Raw genomic sequence first — 15213 nt, forward strand, 5'->3', positions numbered from 1 at the left:
AGTACTTATTTTTTCGTTACTATTGCAAAACTCAGTTGTAGTATCTCTGTATGTTTTTTAATAAATTCGTTGAGATCATCGAGTTTCAAAGCAGAAATTTTTTCTAATTCCTCTTGTGAATGATTCAGTGCAAAACCTTTGTAATATTCTTGGAACGTGCGGTTAAGTCTTTGACTCATAGTCTCTACTCTTAAAGGCTCACTTCCAAGGAGGAATTTTTTTGTTTGTTCAAGTTCATCTTCAGTTACACCCTTTGTGACAAAGTCTTTAAAGACCTCTTGAACAACTTTTTTAGCTTCATCACTTGATTCTAGTTTTGTTTGTAAATAGCCAGTCAAATACGAGCGTGATTTTGTAACTTCAACTCTTGCATATGCACTGTACGCAAGACCGCGTTTTACACGAATTTCCTCCATTAAACGGCTTCCAAATCCACCTGTTCCAAGGATAAAAGTAGCTACTCTAGCTTTATAGTAATCTTCATCACTTACAGCCATATTATACGGTGAACCGAAGTAAATATACGCCTGTTGTGTTTCTTTATCAAGTTCTAATTCTTTAGATTTTGCACTTGTATCAAAGTGCGGTAGTTTTTCAGCTTTTCCTTTTGGCAGAGCTTGTAACACTTTACCCATCTGTTTTTTCACATCTTCAAGTGTAACATCACCGCCAACAAGAACGATTGCTCGAGAGAGACAAATATGTTGCTCGATAAACTTCTTAACGTCTTTAAGAGTAATCTTTTTTATTGTATCAATCTCACCGCTGCTTGGTTGTGCAAGAACACTCCCTTCAAAAAGAAGTTTGTTTAACTCAACTGCGGCAATATAATCAAAATCATTTGCTTTACGAGAAAGCCCGCCAATCATAGTCGTTTGTACTTTTTGTAAAGCATCTTCACTATAGTTTGGATCTTTTAAAAGCTCTTTTAAATATTTCAGAGATTTTACATACTCCTCTTTAAGTGAGCTGACCTCGATCACAAAAGTCTCTTTTCCGCAGTTTGCAGAGATATGGATTGCACGAGATTCAAGCTCTTCTGCAAAACCGTTTGCACCTAAAGTTTTTGTCCCTTCATTAAGCATTCTTGATGAAAACTTTGCAAGACCTGCTATTTTTGTATCACGAATACTTCCCGCATTTTGAAAAATCAACTGTGTAGTTACTAGAGGAAGTCTTTTATCTTCCTCAAAAATAACCGGTACATTTATTCCGTTTATCTCTATGCTGTCAATCTTTGCTGCCATTAAAATCTGTCCTAATAAAAAAAGTGCTAGAAAAAACTTCATTAAAAAGTCTCTAAAATATCATACGCCGTATTTCTAATTGCAGGCGTTTCACCAACGTCACGGATAAGATGAAGCATCTCATCTTTAGCCATTCTAAAACTTGCTCCTGCGGAACTTACTACATTTTCTTCCATCATCGTAGAGCCTAAATCATTTGCTCCAAAGTGAAGAGCCATTTGACCAATATACGGGCCTTGCGTTACCCATGAGCTTTGAATATTCGGTACATTGTCAAGATAAAGACGCGCCACCGCTAAAAGTCTCAAGTAACGATTTGATGATGGTTTTGGCATATCCGGAAGGAGACGTAACAGTTCCGTATTTTTTCCTTGGAAACTCCACATAATGAACGCACGGAATCCTCCTGTTTCATCTTGCAAGTTTCTTACCATTTCAAGATGGTCAATTATATCTTCATCGCTCTCAACAGTTCCGTACATCATTGTTGCCGTTGACTTAATTCCTAATTTATGCGCTTTTCTATGAATATCGACCCATACTTCTGCATCAATTTTCTTCGGTGCGATAATATCTCTTACTTTGTCTGAAAGAATCTCAGCTCCCGCTCCCGGAATAGAAGCCAGACCTTTTGCTTTCAGGCGAGTTAGAACCTCTTCAACAGAGATGCGTGAAACTTTGGCAATAAAGTCAATTTCAATAGAAGAGAAACCATGAATGGTAATCTGTGGATATTTTGTGTGGATATGCTCTACAAGATCTTCATACCACTCTATTTTTAGTTTTGGATGCACTCCCCCTTGAAAAAGGATCTGAGTTCCACCGATCTCTAAAAGTTCATCAATTTTTGCATCGATCTCATCAAATGTTAGTACATATGCATCAGCATCTTTTTCGTGGCGGTAAAAGGCACAAAACTTACAATCAACCCAACAGATGTTCGTATAGTTGATATTTCTGTCAACTACAAATGAAGTAATACCTTCAGGGTGAAGCTCCTTTTTTCTTTGTGTTGCTAGACGACCTAACTCTTTTAAATCGGCATTTCTAATTAGGTCAAGTGCCTCTTCTTTTGTTAATCTCTTTTGCATTGTCCCGCTCTTGTTATTTCCAACCCTTATTTCTAGGATTAATAGATTTTTTTCTTATGAATATAGTATAAAGTATATAGGCTAATATTAAAATAACGAATAATACTAAAATAATCTGAAACCAAGCACTCATATTTAGAATTCTACTTAGTATTATTTGATGCTCTTTTTCATCAATATCCAGCAGCATCATTTGTGAAATATGCGATACTGTCGACACTGCTAGTGCCCCGCTTGGAATTGTTTCATGACATGATAAACAAACCCCTCTACGATCAAGCTTATCTTGTTGTGCAGCAGTAAAAACTTTAGATAAATTAAAGTGTGTAATGTTATTTTCTTGAAAACTTCCTAGGTCAAGACTACCGTTTAAGACCTTAGATGAAGTATGGCATGATTCACAACTTCGTGAAGCTTTTTGGATAGTATGCGGAGCAGTCGGTATAAGTTTATTTTTTTCCCAATATTCAACAATTCTTCCTTTTTTATCTATTTCTATAGTTTTTAAAGGTGTATTGGGAGCTGCCGGCAGAAGTTTATCGTTTTGATCTTTTGCTAAAAATGGCTCTTCCCATCTCATAAGCATAGAAGTTTTTGTTACTTGATTTGCTACTTTTTTTACGCGTAAATCTGTTGTCGTTACAGAACCGAAAAATTGAGGTATCCATACCGCATGACAGCTTGAACATGATACGTTTTTCAAGTGCCCTTTGATATATTCCATTGATGCCAGTGCATGTTTAGACAGCTGCTTTTTCTTTTTGAGTAGTTTTAATGGTTGTAGTTGCAGCTCTTTACCAGAAGCTAGAATGACCGTAACTGTCTGCTCTTTTTTTAAGACATTAACAAGTGACGTACCTGTACTGCTTATAAGATATGTTACGTTATTTTCTTGAAAAACACCTCTTGCAATCTTGCTACCTTCTATACCAAGTTCCCATGGATACTTCTTTGTCGTTCCATGACAATCTTGACACTTTATTTCACTTTCTCTTTTTGAAGACCAAAAATCATCATTATGCATTTCATTTGAAGTATGGCAATCCTGACAACTCATACCCTTTTGAAAGTGAATATCACTTTGCATATGAAAATGCTCTTTTGAGCCGTAATGTTTTTGTAGTAATCCTTGATAACTCAACCATACGGGGTTGTCATCATTGGAAAATTTTTTAAAGTTTTGTAATGTAACCGGAGATGTTTTTTGAAGTTTGTTTTTTTGGTGTTCAAGCGTTTGTGTATGACAACTTGTACATTTACTTGTCATAAACTTTGCTTGTTCTTGATGACATGAGACACATTCACCTAAACCAAAAAGGTTTAGAGTAAGAATTACTACTAGTGTCAAATATCTCATGAGACTACTTTTTGTCTTTAGAGATTGCGTCTAATACACCGTTTATAAATTTTGGAGACTGTTCAGTTCCAAATGCTTTTGTAATTTCAACCGCTTCGTTAATAATAACAGCACTGTCAAGATCACCAAAAAGAATTTCATAAGCCGCTAATCTCAGTGTCGCTCTTTCAATTGCACCAAGACGTTCAAAATCCCACTCTTTTAAATGTGTTTCAATCGCTTTGTCACATTCAGGTAATTTTTCCATTACACCTTCATACAATGAAATTGCAAAATCCTTTTGTTTATTACGAATTTTTTTCTCTTCTAGAATTTCATCTGTATGTTCAGCGATATTTCCGTTTCCTAAATCGTAAGCGTATAATAAGCTTACAACTGCCATTCTTGCGTGATGTCTAGTAGCCATTAAAGCACCTCGTAAAGGTCAAGCATTTCAAGCACTACCGTCATAGCTTCAAAACCTTTGTTCCCTGCTTTTGTTCCTGCTCTTTCAATTGCTTGCTCGATAGTATCTGTTGTTAAAAGACCGAATGAAACAGGTTTTTGATATTTTAGGCTCATACTTGCAATCCCTTTTGTCGCTTCTGCAGAAACATAATCGAAGTGAGGAGTTGAACCGCGGATAACTGCACCTAATGCACATACACCGTCATATTTTCCGCTCTCTAACAGTTTTTGAACAACCATTGGAAGCTCAAATGCACCCGGTGCTAAAATATGTGTCAGGTTTGCTTCATCACCGCCGTGTCTTAAAAATGCATCTTTAGCACCTTCAACTAGTCTATCAACTACAAAGTGGTTCCATCTAGTACTTACAATTGCTACTTTTTTACCTTCAACAGCTCTTAATTTACCTTCAATAACTTGCATCGTTTTCCTTTAATTTATATCGCTTGAATTTTTTTAATCTTCTCAATTAAAGTGTTTAATTGATCTAATTTTATCATATTTGGCCCGTCACTCAAAGCTACACTCGGATCAAAGTGTGTTTCAAAGAAGAATCCGTCAACTCCTACAGCTGCTGCCGCACTTGCTAAATACGGCACCATTGAACTATCTCCGCCTGTTTTACCATCTTGGGCTGTAGGCATTTGAACAGAATGTGTCGCATCGAAAATAACCGGTGCATATTCTCTCATAATTACCAAGTTTCTCATATCTACTACAAGATTGCCGTAACCAAAAGAGTTTCCTCTCTCACAAAGGTAAACACCGTGTTTTTGTGAATTTTCATACGTTGCTTCATGACATCCGCGAGTCTCAAGTACTTTTAAAAGCGGATATCTCATTGCATCAGCTGAAAGAAACTGCCCTTTTTTAATATTTACTTCTTTATCTGTCTGGGCACACGCCACAAGTAAGTCTGTCTGGCGGCATAAAAATGCAGGAATTTGTAGCATATCTACAACCTCAGCAACTTGAGCAACTTGAGTAGACTCATGAACGTCAGTTACAACTTTATAGCCGAATTCGTCTTTTACTTTTTGTAAAATACGAAGCCCTTCATCAATGCCAAGCCCTCTAAAAGAGTTCAGTGATGTACGATTTGCTTTGTCAAAACTTGATTTAAAGTAAAAGTCTATACTCTCATCTTCATCATATTTTTTCAGCCCTTCGGCTATTCTTAAAATATTTTCTTCACTCTCAATGACACACGGTCCTGCAAGTAGTTTCATAATATCTTCTTTAATAAAATTTTTATAATTATACCCTTTTCTTTCTAATAAGGACTTAATTTGATTTTTTGCTCTTTTATAAACTAATCAAAGTCAGCATGTAGACGTGAATCTTTATGCTCAAGAAGATCTTTTAACATCTCCAAAATCAACAGGTTTTTATTTGCTATATAATTGCTTGAATCCCTTTGCAAATACTTTTGAACTTCTTCATATGATTTATAAACATCCTCTTTATATCTTTGAAGATCCCTGTCTTTAAGTTCAGCTATCACTTCAGTTTCATCGTAGCCGTTCTCAAAAAGTAATGAGTCTCCCGTATTACTTAGGACATAGCTTTCATTGTTAAATCCGCTCCAACCTTCATAACAGGTAAGCAAACTCAAAATGCTTGAAGAATTCAATTGCATGCACATAAGTCTGCTTTCCTCTTCTATGGCCGAAATTATTAAGCGATAATCCATACTTACACTGTAATCATCTAAATAGTACTCTTCATCACCCTCTTCATAGAACTCTCCATAGAGAAAGTCACTATCATACTTGTTTTTATCTATCTCTGACTCTGAATAATACCTTACACTTAAATCAAGACTCATTTTGATCTTGCCACCATTATTCCAGCGATAATAATCAAAGCGATTCCTATCATAGTGCTCATGCTTGGAAAAGCATCTCCCAACAACATACCTACCATGATAGAAAAGACAATGTTGCTGTAACTAACAGTTCCTACTATTCCCGCTTTTGTATAGCCATATGCCTTTGTCATTAAAAGTTGTGAAATAGTTGCCAATACTCCCATTGCCAATACATAAAACCAAACAATACCGTGAGGCATAACAAATTCACCCAACATAAAATCTAGTTCAGGCATGTTTAAAAAGGGTGAAATTAAAAATAAAACTATAGGTCCCAATGTCCCTACTCCCATAAATGAAAGTACAATACTACGTGTATCGTAATAGTTTTTCAACTCTCTGATCGAAGTATATGCAAGTGCCGCACCTACTCCTGAAAAGATTCCTAGCAGATCATATTTGCTAAAACCTACACCTGTAGGCTGAGTGATAAACACTATTCCTATAAAGCCAAGCCCAATAGCACCCCAGGCTTTAACACTTAACTTCTCTTGTAAGAACATCCAGGCAAAAATAGCCGTAAATATTGGTGAGGTTTTTGAATAGGTCATTGCATCGCCTAGAGGGATATGTGCAATATTGTAAAAAAATGCAAGTAAAGCTACAAAGCCCATAAAACCGCGAAAAAAAAGGAGAAAAGGTTTACCACCTTTATTTTGTAAAGGTTTTTTATAGATCGCAATACCGACTAATATCACACCGGCAATATTTCTAAAAAAAACTACTTCGAGTGAACTCATTGAGTCTGAAGCGAGTTTGGCAAATGCTCCCATAATCGCAAAAGTAAAGGATGCGATGAGCATATAAAGCACACCCTTATTAATTTCTAAAATTTTTTTCATAATTGAAATTGTACATCTATTATCCTCTTTTTTGTATTATAATTTTTTTATAACCTATGCTAAGGAGCAAAAACAGCATGGCATATTTAGTAATGTTCTTACTTACCGGTGTTATTTTTTACTATGTGTTTAAAAGTTATTCAACCTATGAAGCCTATACAAAAGAGAGTATGAAAGATTATATGGCTTCACCCGATGCAATAAAAAACAGTGACCTTGGTCTTTTCGTTGCCCTTGTAGCAAAAGTAGCTAAAGCAGACGGGAAAGTAGATACTTTAGAAGCAGAATTAGTGGGACTTATGTTTGATGATGTATCTGCAGTTTTCCCAGAACCTGAAAAAACTCGTGAGATCTTAAAAGAGATTTTCAATACTGAAAAAGATCGTAAAGACAATATTAAAGAGATAGCTGCACGATTAGGTGAAGCTACGCGAAAAAACACAACTCAACAAGAAAAATTTGTAGCTTTTTTAATACAACTGGCATTTGCCGATGGAAATGTTTCAAGTGAAGAAGAAGAGCTATTAAAAACTATTGCTGAAGCATTGAGATTTAACCCTGGAATTTATCACCAAATCTTTGATCACTTTGAAGAGATGATCAAAAACATTAAACCGCAACACTCTACAAAAAATGCCTATGATATTTTAGGTGTAAATGAAAGCGATGATATGGATACGATTAAAAAAGCATATAGAAAACTGATCAAACAATACCATCCGGATATTATTGCATCACAAACGCATTCTGAAGAGCATATGGAAAAAGCAACAGCCAAAACTCAGGAGATCAATCAAGCCTACGAGTTGATCAAAAAAACAAGGGGAGTATAATTTTACTCCTCTTTATAGTCTCTCTCCCAGAAAAAGTCTATCCACATACTAGCTTCTTTGATCCAAAAATTCGGCTCATACACTGATGTTTTTTTATAAAAAAGCGTTGCACTTTCAAATGTAACACCTTCATAGTTTCGTGTTAAATGATTCATAACAAACTGTAAAGTTTCACCACTGTCTGCAATATCATCGACAACTAAAACTTTTTTATGATGCTCAAACTTACATTCACCGAAAAGTTTGATCACGTCACGCTTTGTCATATCATCATACAGTTCTGTTCTAATAGACTGAACGTCTCTTAAATCTAAACCTTCAGCAATACAATGCGAAAGTGTCAATCCTCCTCTTGAAATTGCCACTATCCCATCATATCGTTCAGTTTTTAACAATTTTAATAATCTCTTCGTATCTTCTCTAAACTCTTGGTATGTGTAATAATGTTTCAAAATATTCCTATCAATTAATTTTAATTAGTCAAAATAATTTTTGCTAAAGAATTATGCTAGTATACTATAAAGACATATAAACACAAAGGGAAAAAATGATGACTAACATCTCTAAAGTGGCTTTATCTTTAACACTTGCTGCTTTTATAACAGCTTGTGGAGAAAAACCAAAACCGGAAGCTCAAGATCAAGTTTCTGCTGATTTTCAATGTAAACAAGAAAATATTCTTGCACCGACATGGACTTGTATTCCTGACGTTCCTGGATATTATGCAGGTGTTGGTGTTGCCGAAAAATCTGCTGCAGGTATTGCGCATATGAGAAGAGTGGCTCTTATGAATGGTAGAAGTGACCTTGCCCAACAAATTCAAACTCAAGTAAAAGACAAAGTTGAAGGCTTCACTCGTGCTACAGGAAACGGTTCTGCTGAAACAGTAGATAAAGTAACTACTGCAGTAACAAAACAAGTTGCAAAAGTTGATCTTAAATCTTCAAAAATGGTAAATATGTGGCAAGCTCCATCAGGTGCTATCTATATGCTGGTAACTGTTCCTCAAAGTGAAGTGAATAAAGAAGTAAAAGATGCTGTAAAAACAAGCTTTAAAAATGATGAAGCACTTTGGCAGCAATTTCAAGCGAAACAAGCACTTGAGCAATTAGACAAAGAATTCCCTACAGAATAAATTTAAAAAAGCGTTCCCTGTTTCGGGACGCCTTTTATAAAAAATCTATTAAAATATTTTATCCACGATCTTACAGTTTGTAATCTTCTCTCAATTGTAGTACCTTGTAAACCATAACTTTCAAAATCATTTTCATTTTGCTTTTTGCCTTTTAGTTGCGCAAAACAGATAGGTTCTGAAAAGATTATACGGACAAACTCTTCGAGCCTTTTTTCAATATTTAAAGAGAGTAAATACTCACCTCTCTCTGTTAAACAAAGTTCCCCCTGAAATTCTGTACACACTCCCATCCATTTTAATACATTTAAATAGTAATCGTACTGTCTTGCAACAATATCAAATTCACCCATAACTTCCATTTTTGTAGGATGCTGTGTGTTGGCAATCTTTAAAAAAACAGCATGGACTTTTTCAAAATCATTCGCTTGAGGAAACGGAATGTCACGATCAACCAAAATTTTTGAATTCTCTTCTAAATCATTCAGTGTAAAAGAGCTTTTTCTTTCAAAACGAAATGCTTTTTCTTCAGCATCCAACACTCTGCTGGTATTTCCGTCATAATAAAAAGGGATAAAACGAAAGATATCATCCTGGTAATAAAAGATAAAACTTTTTATCTCTTTTCTTTGCCCTTGAAGTTGTTTTTTCCAAAACAGTTCCGGATATAGAAGCTGTCTGATATTGATGTTGTTTCTATATCCTATCTTTGCTTCTACAAGATTGACTGTACTTTGTCCTTCATAACCGCCGTCAACTTCTATTTGGACACCTTCCACATCATAGGTAATACCGTTTAAAGTAAAACTGAGTTCCCCTCGAAGTCTTCCCCGAATAGTCAACTGTGTCTCTTCTTGAAAAACTTCATCCATCATCCCTGAAACCATAGCTATATCTAGTGCTGCCGATTCACTTTTTAAATTAAGAGGATCGATTGAAAGAAGATCTTTGGGTTGTTGGATAACTCTAATCTTACATTGCGGCTCTTGTTGGATATAGATAAAAGGATCTGTTTTTGCAATCCTGTACATACCATTTTGAATTGCTAAAATAGAAAGGGAATTTTCCTGCATTACTTTTGGAAGATGCTCTTTATGATCGACTTTAGTCATTAAACGGGCTTCTTTACCGTCTCTTTTTTTGATCTCCTCTGCAGAGATATCAAAAAAGCCGTTTTTCTCAATAGAACCTAAAATTTTTAGATCATCAAATATATGTTCCCAGGCTTCGTTATTAGAGACTTTATGCATCTTCAAACCCTAGTAGTTTGTAACAACCACTTCCGTAATTTTACCTCTTTTTGAAGCGTTCGAGTTGATGCTTCTCGTCGCTTTTACTTCATGAATATTGTAGTCTTTATACAATTCATATACATACTTAGCAGAGGAGTTTGAAAGCATAAAATACGCACCGATTTTATCAATATATTCGCATAACTCTTCGAGTCGAAACTGCATATCTTCATCAAAGCCCTGATCTGTATAACCTGTAAAGCTTGATGTCGCATTTAAAGGGACATAAGGGGGATCGAAATAAACAAAATCACCCTCTTTTATATGCTCTTTTATCGACTCAAAATCTCCGTTATTGATCTCGGTATTTTTCAGAAGTTCACTGCACGCTTGTATATTTTCACTATCACAATACTTTGGATTTTTATATCTTCCAAATGGAACATTGCACTCCCCTTTGGAGTTCACTCTGTATAAACCGTTAAAACCTGTTTTGTTTAAATAGATAAAACGGCTGGCTCTTTGAATATTGTTTAATTTTGAAAAAACTTTTTTATCTCTGTCAAGAGCTCTCATCTCATAATAATATTCTGATTCATTTTTATGTTGTTGCAGATCTTCGATGAGTTCCGTCGGATTATCGCGTATCGTCGTGTAAAGATTTGTGAGTTCCGGATTGTAGTCGTTGATATAAGCATTTTCTGGTTTAAGTTCAAAAAAGAGCGCGCCTCCACCTATAAACGGTTCAAAATATCTGTTGTATTTTTTCGGCATCAATCTTTTGAGATCTTTTATGAGTTGACGTTTACCCCCAACCCACTTTATAATCGGCTTACACATCTTTACCCTTCACTTAAAATACAAAATCTTACACTCTTAAAAACAAGTTTTCAAAAAATATGTCAAATTGTAATGCGACATTATATTTAATTGGATCTCAAATTTAGATATAATTCCAATAAAAATTACCTCTTTTAAGGCTCACCCTATGAAAAAAATCGCTATTATCGGTCGTCCAAACGTCGGAAAAAGTTCACTGTTTAACCGTCTTGTTAAAAAGCGTGACGCTATTACATCCGACATGGCCGGAACTACAAGAGATATTAAAAGAAAAGTAGCGATCATCAAAGATAAGCAAGCTCAACTATTAGATACAGGTGGACTTGATAAAGGGTGTGAGCTGTTTGACAAAATTAAAGAGATGAGTTTAAAAGCTGCCTATGCTGCAGATATTATCCTTTACATGGTTGATGGAAAAGGCCTGCCGGAAGAGGAAGACAAAAAACTTTTTTATGAACTGCAAACACTTGGTAAAGATGTAGCTCTTGTTGTCAATAAAATCGATAATGATAAAATGAAAGAAAAGCTCTGGGAATACTATGAGTTTGGAACAGATGCAATATTTGGTATTTCTGTCGCACATAACAGAAACACTGTAGAACTTTTAGAGTGGGTGTATGACAAACTTCCTGATGAAGACAAAATTGTAGAGGAAGATGAAAATGATACAGTTCATAACGAAGATGATGAAGAACTAAGTGATGAAGAGTTCTTTGCACAGTATGAACATGATGATGAAGAGGACGGCTTCTATTATTGGGATGAAGAAGATGGTGAAGAGATCTTTGAAGATGACTCTATCTTTGCAGAAAACGATAATATAAAAGAATACAATCCTGAAGATGACAACCATATCAAAGTTGCTATTATCGGTCGTACAAACGTTGGAAAAAGTTCACTTTTAAATGCTCTTTTACACGAAGAACGCTCAGTTGTAAGCAGTGTCTCCGGTACTACAATCGATCCGATTGATGAGACTATCACTTACCAGGACAAACAAATCACATTTGTGGACACAGCAGGTCTACGCCGCCGCGGAAAAATCGTGGGGATTGAAAAATACGCACTTCTCCGTACAAAAGAGATGCTGGAAAATGCAAATATGGCTTTAGTAGTTCTCGATGCGAGTCAACCGTTTTTAGATCTCGATGAAAAAATTGCAGGACTAGTTGATTCAAACCGTTTATCAGCTATTATCGTTTTAAACAAATGGGATATATCAGATAAACAAAAACATGACGAGATTATTAAAGAGGTGCGTGACAGATTTAAATTCTTAGCATATGCACCTATTATTACACTCTCGGCACAATCTGGTCAAAGAGTTGATAAGCTTTACGACATGATCCTCTCAATTAATGAAAACTATACACAAAGAATCTCTACTTCACAGCTTAATGAAGTACTTCAACGTGCACTTCGCCGCCATACACTGCCAAGTGTTAGCGGACAGGTTATTCGTATTTACTATGCTACACAATACGAAACAAGACCACCGAAAATTGCATTGATTATGAACAGACCGAAAGGGCTCCATTTTACATATAGAAGATATTTGGCAAATAAATTTAGAGAAGCGTTTAATTTCGAAGGGACTCCACTTCTGTTTAAAGCGAAGAAAAAGGGTGAAAGATAAAGTTTTCCCTATGGGAATAACTTCGTCTCTATATTGAGCTCCCGTAAATATTTTTCTTTGAAAAAAATTCTATACGCTCAAGACGAAGCCAAAGGCTAGAAAGGTTTAAAAACTACCATTGCTACAATTACCAACATTAAAAGTGTCGGTATCTCATTATACATTCTGAAAAACTTTCCACTTTTTGTACAAATGTCGGCTTCGAGTTCTTTTCTATACTTATTCATTGAGAAAAAATAGATAACCAGTAAAACAACAAAAGTTATCTTTGCATGCAGCCATCCATGACCTGCAAAACCGATGCTGTAAGCTAAGTAACCACCGCTTATGAGTGTTGCCCACATTGCAGGTACACCGATATACTTAAAAAGTTTGTATTCTTGTATTTTCGCTACTTCAACAAACCCTTTGTTATCAATATTTTCAACATGATAAACAAATAAACGGGGAAGATAAAATAAAGCGGAAAACCAAGAGATAAAAGAGATTACATGAAACCATAAAATCCAATCATACACTTGTTAATCCTTATTAAAAGTTTTTCTCTAAATAAAAAGAGTTATAGTTTGAACCACCGTGAACACCGTTAAAAAGTCCAAATACACCTGAACGATGTTTTAGTAAGTAACCGAAATATAAGTTTTCCATTGGTTTATAGCGAAACAGTTTTCCTAAATCCACATCAAGAGTAATATCTAAATAGTTTAGGAATCTTCCATACCTTATTCCTCTTCTATCAGCTTCTATTAACTCAGTTTCAAGATTGTCTTTTACTAATGACACTCCTTCACCAAAACCAAATCTTACTCTGTTATCTAAAAAGTCCAGATTGTACAAAAGCTTTAAATACACAAGAGCTTCATAGGTATCATCGCGTTTATCTTCATTAAAATAAGAAAAACCACCTTTTAAATAAAGGTCAAATGGAAGATCGGAAATGTTCGGATAGAGAAGGTAACCGCCGTCAATAGCGATCATAGTTAAATTTTTTTGTTGTGAAGACAAGTCGGCATTGAGAAGAATATCACCCAAATCTTTTTCGCTTGCATAACCCCAAGCAACTCTCATAGAATATTTATCCACATCTTCTGCAAAAGAAGCTGTAAATAAACTTGAAAGTATCAATAGATGCGTAAAAAACTTACGCATCAACTACTTCTAAGTCTTTTAAAGACTCAGCACCATGAGAAACAACTCTGTCATGTAAACGACGAAGAGCTTTTGTAGCACGTTCAATTGCAAGATCAATTGCAGTATCTAAATCATCATCATGTTGTGTAATAATTACCGGTTTAGCATGAGCTACTTTTACGTTAAACTCTACCATTACCCCTTTTTTCTCAGCTGCTACAACACAATCAATGCTCGTAATTTCTAATGTATATTTGCTAAATGCTTCAACAGCACCTTCAATGTGAGCTTTTGTAGCGTCAGTTAATGTAATATCTTTTGCACGAATTTGTAAACTCATGACACATCCTTTATATAGGGCTTTGTACCCCTTTAATTTATTAAATAATAGCAAAATAAAGCTAAGATTAGTATAATACGAAAAAAAAATTATAGGAATGTATATATGAGAGTTTTTACAGGGATTCAACCATCGGGAGATCTGCACTTAGGAAACTACTTTGGTTCGATCAAGCAGATGGTTGATGCTCAAGAACAAAATGAAACCTTCGCGTTTATAGCAAACTATCATGCTATGACATCATTAAGCGACGGTGCTCGCCTGCGTGAATTAACTATGCAAGCAGCAACTGACTTTTTAGCTTTAGGAATTGATCCCAATGTATCGACGTTTTGGGTACAATCAGATGTTAAAGAGGTTCTTGAACTTTACTGGGTACTTTCATCATTTACACCTATGGGACTTTTGGAGCGTGCTCACAGCTACAAAGACAAAACTGCCAAAGGGATAGCAGCAAATCATTCACTTTTCTCTTATCCTGTACTTATGGCGGCTGATATATTACTTTTCTCACCAGATGTTATTCCTGTTGGAAAAGATCAAATTCAACACGTTGAAATAGCACGTGATATTGCAATCAAGTTCAATAATGAATACGGTGAAATATTTAAACTTCCTGAATATCAAGTTGCTGAAAATGTTGCTACTGTTCCTGGAATTGACGGACAAAAAATGTCAAAAAGCTACGGTAATACGGTAAATATTTTTGGTGAAGAGAAAAAACAGCTAAAAACTATTAAAAAGATCGTAACAGAGAACGTACCTCTTGAAGCTCCTAAAGAGTATGAAGAGTGTAATGTATACAATATGGCAAAACTCTTTTTAAATGAGAAAGAGTGTGTAGCACTTCAAGATCGTTATCTACAAGGTGGAGAAGGGCACGGACATTTTAAACTTTACCTACATGATGTAATCTGGGAATACTTCAGACCATACAGAGAAAGACGTGAATATTTTGAAAAAAATCAAGATGAAGTAAGAGATATTTTAAACAGCGGTGCTGCCAAAGCAAGAGTTGTAGCTTCTGAACTTATTGAAAAAGTAAGAAGCGTAACAGGAATTAAATACTAAATAATTTTCCCTCCGAAGAGGGAAAGAAGAGTAAAATTATTTAATTTTACCATTCCCTTTCAATGTGTTACCTTTTCTATCAACAGCAACGATTTGAACTTCATCACCTTTAGCACCGATTCCTTTTAAAGAGAATGCGAAGAT

18 protein-coding genes are annotated in these 15213 nt (G+C 35.3%); 4 read left to right on the forward strand and 14 right to left on the reverse strand.

The genetic code is table 11. From position 1 onward, the window contains the following. Nucleotides 1-5: 5 nt before the first annotated feature. The 8 genes from P6N22_RS10070 to P6N22_RS10105 form a co-directional block, all read right to left on the reverse strand. Nucleotides 6-1289 carry a pitrilysin family protein gene (locus P6N22_RS10070; protein ID WP_280332602.1) on the reverse strand — a complete coding sequence of 428 codons (1284 nt, stop codon included), beginning with the start codon at nt 1287-1289 and terminating at the stop codon, nt 6-8. Further along, nucleotides 1289-2338: a dehypoxanthine futalosine cyclase gene (locus P6N22_RS10075; RefSeq protein ID WP_280332604.1), complete on the reverse strand. Its 1050-nt coding sequence runs from the start codon at nt 2336-2338 to the stop codon at nt 1289-1291. Before P6N22_RS10075 ends, P6N22_RS10070 begins: the two co-directional genes overlap by 1 nt. Before the next feature lie 13 nt (nt 2339-2351). Then, the gene (locus P6N22_RS10080; protein ID WP_280332606.1) at nt 2352-3695 is read right to left on the reverse strand and encodes a cytochrome c3 family protein; all 1344 of its coding nucleotides are present in this window, start codon (nt 3693-3695) and stop codon (nt 2352-2354) included. A gap of 4 nt (nt 3696-3699) precedes the next feature. Continuing rightward, nucleotides 3700-4101, reverse strand: a complete 402-nt coding sequence (gene nusB, locus P6N22_RS10085) for a transcription antitermination factor NusB (RefSeq protein WP_280332608.1) — start codon at nt 4099-4101, stop codon at nt 3700-3702. Continuing rightward, nucleotides 4101-4565, reverse strand: a complete 465-nt coding sequence (ribH, locus tag P6N22_RS10090; RefSeq protein ID WP_280332610.1) for a 6,7-dimethyl-8-ribityllumazine synthase — start codon at nt 4563-4565, stop codon at nt 4101-4103. Before ribH ends, nusB begins: the two co-directional genes overlap by 1 nt. 14 nt (nt 4566-4579) lie before the next feature. After that, nucleotides 4580-5386 carry a 3-deoxy-8-phosphooctulonate synthase gene (gene kdsA / locus P6N22_RS10095; RefSeq protein ID WP_280332635.1) on the reverse strand — a complete coding sequence of 269 codons (807 nt, stop codon included), beginning with the start codon at nt 5384-5386 and terminating at the stop codon, nt 4580-4582. 68 nt (nt 5387-5454) lie between these two features. Further along, nucleotides 5455-5970, reverse strand: coding sequence for a hypothetical protein (locus tag P6N22_RS10100; RefSeq protein WP_280332612.1), 516 nt, complete (start codon nt 5968-5970; stop codon nt 5455-5457). Next, nucleotides 5967-6854: a DMT family transporter gene (locus P6N22_RS10105; RefSeq protein ID WP_280332614.1), complete on the reverse strand. Its 888-nt coding sequence runs from the start codon at nt 6852-6854 to the stop codon at nt 5967-5969. Before P6N22_RS10105 ends, P6N22_RS10100 begins: the two co-directional genes overlap by 4 nt. Before the next feature lie 77 nt (nt 6855-6931). On the opposite strand from P6N22_RS10105, the gene P6N22_RS10110 reads away from it, so the two are divergent. Continuing rightward, entirely contained in the window at nt 6932-7687 is a 756-nt protein-coding gene (locus tag P6N22_RS10110) for a DnaJ domain-containing protein (RefSeq protein ID WP_280332616.1), read from the forward strand. 2 nt (nt 7688-7689) lie between these two features. On the opposite strand, the gene P6N22_RS10115 is transcribed toward P6N22_RS10110, so the two are convergent. Next, on the reverse strand, nt 7690-8139 hold the full coding sequence (locus P6N22_RS10115; RefSeq protein WP_280332618.1) for a phosphoribosyltransferase family protein: 450 nt from the start codon (nt 8137-8139) through the stop codon (nt 7690-7692). Nucleotides 8140-8234: 95 nt separating this feature from the next. Here P6N22_RS10115 and P6N22_RS10120 point away from each other — a divergent pair, with 95 nt between their 5' ends. Next, nucleotides 8235-8822 (forward strand): LPP20 family lipoprotein, encoded by a 588-nt coding sequence (locus P6N22_RS10120; RefSeq protein WP_280332620.1) that lies wholly within the window; start codon nt 8235-8237, stop codon nt 8820-8822. Nucleotides 8823-8824: 2 nt separating this feature from the next. Here P6N22_RS10120 and P6N22_RS10125 read toward each other — a convergent pair whose 3' ends face one another. Both P6N22_RS10125 and P6N22_RS10130 read right to left on the reverse strand, forming a co-directional pair. Further along, the gene (locus P6N22_RS10125; RefSeq protein WP_280332621.1) at nt 8825-10069 is read right to left on the reverse strand and encodes a hypothetical protein; all 1245 of its coding nucleotides are present in this window, start codon (nt 10067-10069) and stop codon (nt 8825-8827) included. Between the two features lie 9 nt (nt 10070-10078). Next, nucleotides 10079-10891 (reverse strand): DNA adenine methylase, encoded by an 813-nt coding sequence (locus tag P6N22_RS10130; RefSeq protein ID WP_280332623.1) that lies wholly within the window; start codon nt 10889-10891, stop codon nt 10079-10081. A gap of 148 nt (nt 10892-11039) precedes the next feature. Between P6N22_RS10130 and der the strand changes: the two genes are divergently transcribed. Continuing rightward, nucleotides 11040-12527, forward strand: a complete 1488-nt coding sequence (gene der, locus P6N22_RS10135) for a ribosome biogenesis GTPase Der (RefSeq protein ID WP_280332625.1) — start codon at nt 11040-11042, stop codon at nt 12525-12527. Nucleotides 12528-12622: 95 nt separating this feature from the next. On the opposite strand, the gene hemJ is transcribed toward der, so the two are convergent. From hemJ to raiA, 3 genes are read right to left on the reverse strand one after another with little or no spacing between them, the layout of a single operon-like run. Beyond that, nucleotides 12623-13045: a protoporphyrinogen oxidase HemJ gene (gene hemJ / locus P6N22_RS10140; protein ID WP_280332627.1), complete on the reverse strand. Its 423-nt coding sequence runs from the start codon at nt 13043-13045 to the stop codon at nt 12623-12625. Nucleotides 13046-13058: 13 nt separating this feature from the next. Continuing rightward, nucleotides 13059-13676: a hypothetical protein gene (locus P6N22_RS10145; RefSeq protein WP_280332629.1), complete on the reverse strand. Its 618-nt coding sequence runs from the start codon at nt 13674-13676 to the stop codon at nt 13059-13061. Beyond that, entirely contained in the window at nt 13669-13998 is a 330-nt protein-coding gene (gene raiA, locus P6N22_RS10150; protein ID WP_280332631.1) for a ribosome-associated translation inhibitor RaiA, read from the reverse strand. Before raiA ends, P6N22_RS10145 begins: the two co-directional genes overlap by 8 nt. A 105-nt stretch (nt 13999-14103) precedes the next feature. Here raiA and trpS point away from each other — a divergent pair, with 105 nt between their 5' ends. After that, the gene (trpS, locus tag P6N22_RS10155) at nt 14104-15069 is read left to right on the forward strand and encodes a tryptophan--tRNA ligase (protein ID WP_280332633.1); all 966 of its coding nucleotides are present in this window, start codon (nt 14104-14106) and stop codon (nt 15067-15069) included. Nucleotides 15070-15213: the final 144 nt, after the last annotated feature.

The sequence above is a fragment of the Sulfurimonas sp. C5 genome, from assembly GCF_029872055.1.
GTDB lineage: Bacteria > Campylobacterota > Campylobacteria > Campylobacterales > Sulfurimonadaceae > Sulfurimonas.

Excerpts from the sequence above, each read along its gene's own strand:
- P6N22_RS10070 (WP_280332602.1), bottom strand. The coding sequence starts at position 1,289 with ATGAAGTTTTTTCTAGCACTTTTTTTATTAGGACAGATTTTAATGGCA.
- P6N22_RS10075 (WP_280332604.1), bottom strand. The coding sequence starts at position 2,338 with ATGCAAAAGAGATTAACAAAAGAAGAGGCACTTGACCTAATTAGAAAT.
- P6N22_RS10080 (WP_280332606.1), bottom strand. The coding sequence starts at position 3,695 with ATGAGATATTTGACACTAGTAGTAATTCTTACTCTAAACCTTTTTGGT.
- nusB (WP_280332608.1), bottom strand. The coding sequence starts at position 4,101 with ATGGCTACTAGACATCACGCAAGAATGGCAGTTGTAAGCTTATTATAC.
- ribH (WP_280332610.1), bottom strand. The coding sequence starts at position 4,565 with ATGCAAGTTATTGAAGGTAAATTAAGAGCTGTTGAAGGTAAAAAAGTA.
- P6N22_RS10100 (WP_280332612.1), bottom strand. The coding sequence starts at position 5,970 with ATGAGTCTTGATTTAAGTGTAAGGTATTATTCAGAGTCAGAGATAGAT.
- P6N22_RS10105 (WP_280332614.1), bottom strand. The coding sequence starts at position 6,854 with ATGAAAAAAATTTTAGAAATTAATAAGGGTGTGCTTTATATGCTCATC.
- P6N22_RS10110 (WP_280332616.1), top strand. The coding sequence starts at position 6,932 with ATGGCATATTTAGTAATGTTCTTACTTACCGGTGTTATTTTTTACTAT.
- P6N22_RS10120 (WP_280332620.1), top strand. The coding sequence starts at position 8,235 with ATGATGACTAACATCTCTAAAGTGGCTTTATCTTTAACACTTGCTGCT.
- P6N22_RS10125 (WP_280332621.1), bottom strand. The coding sequence starts at position 10,069 with ATGCATAAAGTCTCTAATAACGAAGCCTGGGAACATATATTTGATGAT.
- P6N22_RS10130 (WP_280332623.1), bottom strand. The coding sequence starts at position 10,891 with ATGTGTAAGCCGATTATAAAGTGGGTTGGGGGTAAACGTCAACTCATA.
- der (WP_280332625.1), top strand. The coding sequence starts at position 11,040 with ATGAAAAAAATCGCTATTATCGGTCGTCCAAACGTCGGAAAAAGTTCA.
- P6N22_RS10145 (WP_280332629.1), bottom strand. The coding sequence starts at position 13,676 with ATGCGTAAGTTTTTTACGCATCTATTGATACTTTCAAGTTTATTTACA.
- raiA (WP_280332631.1), bottom strand. The coding sequence starts at position 13,998 with ATGAGTTTACAAATTCGTGCAAAAGATATTACATTAACTGACGCTACA.
- trpS (WP_280332633.1), top strand. The coding sequence starts at position 14,104 with ATGAGAGTTTTTACAGGGATTCAACCATCGGGAGATCTGCACTTAGGA.